Here is a 5,450-nt window from a genome sequence, read left to right as displayed (position 1 = left end):
AGAAGGGTGATTTTATCCCAAAAGAAAAGGCTGAGAAAGTCTTTCGGATGAAAACGGAGGAATCGAGAGAAAACTTTGTGAGTCTTCTCAAAGATGTTCCGCTGGATTTCATCACTGTGACCTACGAAGTGATTGACAGTCTTTCAAGGAAGTACAGCTATCCGGTTCAAGATTATATCTATGTCACTTTGACGGACCATATCTACTGTTCTTATCAAGCAGTACAACAGGGATGCTACAAGGACAGCGCTCTTCCAGATGCTAGAGAGAAATATCCAGTTCCTTATCAAATCGCTCAAGAAGCAGTTACTATCTACAGAGAGCGCTTGTTAGATACTTTCCCTGATGATGAGGTAAACCGAATAGCTTATCACTTTATCAATGCCGAGGGCAATTCTGATCCTGAGGGGCAAAGCCATCTGGATAAGCGAAAGGAAATCCTGGGAGCTGTGGAAGCTGAGTTAAGGAAGAATGATATTAGAAGAACGGCTGAAAACAGCAACTTCTATGACCGCTTCATGATTCACTTAAATTATTTCTTAGACTATTTAGATAGGAGTCGGGATGATAATGTGTCACTCCTTGAAATGGAAAGTCAGATAAAGCTGACTTATCCAGAAGCCTATCAAATTGGAAGTACCATTTACAAGATTGTCGCTCAACAAACTGGAGTAGATGTATACAACAGTGAGCGAGTCTACCTTGTTTTACATATTCAACGATTACTTTAACTAAAAAAGGAGGTTCTGTCATGAACAGAGAAGAAGTAACATTACTTGGTTTTGAAATTGTAGCCTATGCAGGCGATGCCCGTTCCAAACTGTTGGAAGCCTTAAAGGCTGCAGAAGCGGGAGATTTTGCTAAGGCAGATGCCTTGGTGGAAGAAGCCAATGGCTGCATCGCTGAAGCTCATCATGCTCAGACCAGTCTCTTGACAAAAGAAGCTGCTGGCGAGGACTTGGCTTACAGTGTGACCATGATGCACGGCCAGGATCACCTAATGACTACTATCTTGCTAAAAGACATGATGCACCATTTGATTGAACTATACAAAAGAGGAGTAAAATAATGAACAAACTCATCGGACTTATTGAGAAAGGGAAGCCTTTCTTTGAGAAGATTTCTCGGAATATCTATCTCCGTGCTATTCGGGATGGCTTTATCGCTGGTATGCCAGTCATTCTCTTCTCATCTATCTTTATCTTGATTGCCTATGTGCCAAATGCTTGGGGCTTCCACTGGTCTAAGGATATTGAAACTTTCCTAATGACCCCTTATAGCTATTCGATGGGGATTCTGGCTTTCTTTGTGGGTGGGACCACTGCTAAGGCGCTGACAGACTCTGTCAACCGCGACCTGCCTGCGACAAACCAGATTAACTTCTTATCTACTATGCTGGCTTCTATGGTCGGCTTCCTCCTCATGGCTGCTGAGCCTGCCAAGGAAGGTGGCTTCCTGACTGCCTTCATGGGAACCAAAGGTCTTTTGACTGCTTTCATTGCAGCCTTTGTGACAGTTAATGTCTATAAGGTTTGTGTGAAAAATAATGTCACCATCCGCATGCCAGAAGAAGTTCCACCAAATATTTCCCAAGTATTTAAAGACTTGATTCCATTTACTGTCTCAGTTGTTCTTCTTTACGGCTTGGAGCTGGTTGTTAAAGCAAGTTTGGGAGTAACGGTTGCTGAATCCATCGGAACGCTTCTAGCTCCGCTTTTCTCAGCGGCAGATGGCTATCTGGGAATCACGCTTATCTTTGGTGCTTACGCTTTCTTCTGGTTCGTGGGAATTCATGGTCCGTCTATTGTTGAGCCTGCTATTGCTGCCATTACTTATGCCAATATCGATGCCAACTTGGCCTTGCTTCAAGCTGGTCAGCATGCGGATAAGGTCATCACTTCTGGTACTCAAATGTTCATCGTTACTATGGGTGGTACTGGTGCGACCTTGATTGTTCCATTCCTCTTCATGTGGATCTGTAAGTCTGAGCGCAACCGTGCGATTGGACGGGCATCTGTTGTCCCAACCTTCTTTGGTGTCAATGAGCCTATTCTCTTTGGTGCTCCAATCGTACTGAATCCGATTTTCTTCATTCCATTTATCTTTGCACCTATCGCAAACGTATGGATTTTCAAATTCTTTGTTGATACGTTAAACATGAACTCCTTCTCAGCCAACCTTCCTTGGGTGACACCTGGACCTCTGGGAATTGTGCTAGGTACCAACTTCCAGCTTCTGTCCTTTGTTCTTGCAGCCCTTCTTGTCGTAGTAGATGTGATTATTTACTATCCATTTGTCAAGGTTTATGACGAACAAATCCTAGAAGAAGAACGTTCTGGAAAAGCCAACGATGCTCTCAAAGAAAAAGTAGCAGCTAACTTTAACACTGCTAAAGCGGATGCTATCCTTGAAAAAGCAGGAGTGGATGAAGAAGCTCCGGCGCAAAACAATATTAGCGAAGAAACCAATGTTCTGGTGCTCTGTGCAGGCGGTGGTACTAGCGGATTGCTGGCCAACGCTTTGAATAAAGCAGCAGCTGAATACAATGTTCCTGTCAAAGCAGCAGCGGGTGGCTACGGTGCTCACCGTGAAATGCTGCCTGAGTTTGACCTGGTTATCCTGGCCCCTCAAGTTGCCTCCAACTTTGAAGACATGAAGGCGGAAACTGATAAATTGGGTATCAAGCTAGCTAAGACTGAAGGCGGCCAATACATCAAACTAACCCGTGACGGTAAAGGAGCACTGGCCTTCGTTCAGGAGCAATTTAACAACTAAATCTGTTTATTTGAGATGAAGCAACTTGATAGAGTTTGGGACAAAAGTTCTACCCTCTCAATTGTCTTTGGATTATCGAGCAAGACGCAGTGGTTGAGTGGGATCTACTACGCTGATTTCATCAGCTTTTATAGCCCTACTCAACTGTGCGGAGGTGGGACGACGAAATCGAATTCTAACGAATTACCGATTTCTGTCCCACTCTCCAAATGTTATTGAAAGGAAAATAAGATGACAAAAAGCTTACCTAAAGATTTTATTTTCGGTGGTGCAACAGCAGCCTATCAAGCTGAGGGAGCAACCCACACAGATGGGAAGGGGCCTGTTGCCTGGGATAAGTACCTAGAGGATAACTACTGGTACACGGCAGAACCTGCCAGTGACTTTTACCACAAATACCCTGTGGATCTGAAATTGGCTGAAGAGTATGGTGTCAATGGTATTCGGATTTCCATTGCTTGGTCACGGATTTTCCCGACAGGCTATGGCGAGGTCAATCCAAAAGGTGTGGAATTTTACCATAATCTTTTCGCAGAGTGTCACAAGCGTCATGTGGAACCCTTTGTGACTCTTCACCATTTTGATACGCCAGAAGCTCTCCACTCAAACGGAGACTTCCTGAATCGGGAGAATATCGAGCACTTTGTAGACTATGCGGCTTTCTGTTTTGAAGAATTTCCAGAAGTTCGTTATTGGACAACTTTCAATGAAATTGGTCCCATTGGTGATGGTCAGTACTTAGTAGGAAAATTCCCTCCAGGTATCCAGTATGACTTGGCCAAGGTTTTCCAATCCCATCACAACACGATGGTCTCCCATGCCCGTGCCGTTAAGCTTTATAAGGACAAGGGCTACAAGGGTGAAATTGGTGTCGTTCATGCACTTCCGACAAAATATCCTTACAATCCAGAAAATCCAGCAGATGTCAGAGCGGCAGAGTTGGAAGATATTATTCATAACAAATTTATCCTAGATGCGACTTATCTGGGACACTATTCAGATGTTACTCTGGCAGGAGTGAATCATATTCTAGAGGTCAATGGTGGTCAGCTGGATCTACGAGATGAAGACTTTGCGGCTTTAGAAGCAGCTAAAGACCTCAATGACTTCCTTGGCATCAACTACTATATGAGTGATTGGATGCGCGACTTTGACGGTGAAACAGAAATTATCCATAACGGAAAAGGCGAAAAGGGAAGCTCCAAGTACCAGATTAAGGGAGTAGGGCGTAGAGAATCTCCAACCCATATACCAAAAACTGATTGGGATTGGATTATCTATCCGCAAGGTCTCTATGACCAGATCATGAGAATTAAGAAGGATTATCCAAACTACAAGAAGATTTATATCACAGAAAATGGTCTGGGTTATAAGGATGAATTTGTGGACAATACAGTTTACGACGATGCTCGGATTGACTATGTCAAGCAGCATCTGGAAGTTTTATCTGATGCGATTGCGGACGGGGCTAATGTCAAGGGCTACTTTATCTGGTCTCTGATGGATGTCTTTTCTTGGTCTAACGGTTATGAAAAACGCTACGGCTTATTCTACGTAGACTTCGAAACGCAGGAGCGCTATCCGAAGAAATCCGCTCACTGGTATAAGAAACTAGCTGAAACACAAATGATTGAATAAAAAATAAAGCCGTTAGAGTTGAGCTCTTTCGGCTTTTTTGGGCATGCTAATCCATAGAAGTCTGATTTGATGGTAGGGAGAGCTTGGTGCTCAATCACTAGACATGATATTATGGTCGGAGTGCTTGCGGAAAAATTTAAAATTCTCCTTTGAATTGGCTTGAGAGACAGACAGTTTGGCTTTCATTTTTTATGACAGCCAATGGCTCTGTACTTGGAAATCTGCTATAATGGTCTTATGATTATTTTACAAGCAAACAAGATTGAACGCTCTTTTGCAGGGGAGCTACTTTTTGATAATATCAACCTGCAGGTGGATGAGAGTGACCGGATTGCACTGGTCGGTAAAAATGGAGTTGGGAAGTCAACCCTGCTCAAGATTTTGGTAGGCGAGGAAGAGCCGACGTCTGGTCAGATTAATAAAAAACGAGATCTGTCCCTGTCCTATCTGGCTCAGGACAGCCGCTTTGAATCGGAGAATACTATCTTCGACGAGATGCTGCTGGTCTTTGATAGCCTGCGCCAGCAGGAAAAGCGACTACGCCAGATGGAGCTGCAAATGGGAGAATTGTCAGGGGAAGAGCTGACTGCTCTCATGACCCAGTACGACCAGCTGTCAGAGGACTTTCGCCAGAAAGGTGGGTTTACCTATGAGGCCGACATTCGAGCGATTTTGAATGGCTTCAAGTTTGACCAGTCCATGTGGCAGATGAAGATTTCTGAGCTTTCAGGCGGACAGAATACCCGTCTGGCTTTGGCCAAGATGCTCTTGGAAAAGCCGGAACTGTTGGTACTGGACGAGCCAACCAACCACTTGGATATTGAGACCATTGCCTGGCTAGAAAATTATTTGGTAAATTATAAAGGAGCCCTCATCATCGTCAGCCACGACCGCTATTTCCTAGACAAGGTTGCGACCATCACGCTGGATTTGACCAAGCATTCTTTGGATCGCTATGTGGGTAATTACTCTAGCTTTGTGATCCAAAAGGAGCAGAAGCTGGCCACTGAAGCCAAGAACTATGAAAAGCAGCAGAA

5 protein-coding genes are annotated in these 5,450 nt (G+C 44.2%); all 5 read left to right on the top strand.

The window, feature by feature from the left end:
- Nucleotides 1–731 (top strand): PRD domain-containing protein (locus tag Q0191_RS09030; RefSeq protein ID WP_297665794.1); only part of this gene is annotated, 731 nt, incomplete at its 5' end.
- A 20-nt stretch (nucleotides 732–751) separates the two neighbouring features.
- Nucleotides 752–1,069 carry a PTS lactose/cellobiose transporter subunit IIA gene (locus Q0191_RS09025; protein ID WP_002894735.1) on the top strand — a complete coding sequence of 106 codons (318 nt, stop codon included), beginning with the start codon at nucleotides 752–754 and terminating at the stop codon, nucleotides 1,067–1,069.
- Nucleotides 1,069–2,775 carry a lactose-specific PTS transporter subunit EIIC gene (locus tag Q0191_RS09020; RefSeq protein ID WP_297665790.1) on the top strand — a complete coding sequence of 569 codons (1,707 nt, stop codon included), beginning with the start codon at nucleotides 1,069–1,071 and terminating at the stop codon, nucleotides 2,773–2,775. The genes Q0191_RS09025 and Q0191_RS09020 overlap by 1 nt, the downstream gene beginning before the upstream one ends.
- Before the next feature lie 231 nt (nucleotides 2,776–3,006).
- A complete protein-coding gene (gene lacG, locus Q0191_RS09015; protein ID WP_297665788.1) occupies nucleotides 3,007–4,413 on the top strand; it encodes a 6-phospho-beta-galactosidase in 1,407 nt (468 codons plus the stop codon).
- Between the two features lie 237 nt (nucleotides 4,414–4,650).
- Nucleotides 4,651–5,450 (top strand): ABC-F family ATP-binding cassette domain-containing protein (locus Q0191_RS09010; protein WP_297665796.1); only part of this gene is annotated, 800 nt, incomplete at its 3' end.

The organism is uncultured Streptococcus sp. (assembly GCF_938036805.1).
GTDB lineage: Bacteria > Bacillota > Bacilli > Lactobacillales > Streptococcaceae > Streptococcus.
This window is presented reverse-complemented; position numbering and strand designations above follow the sequence as displayed.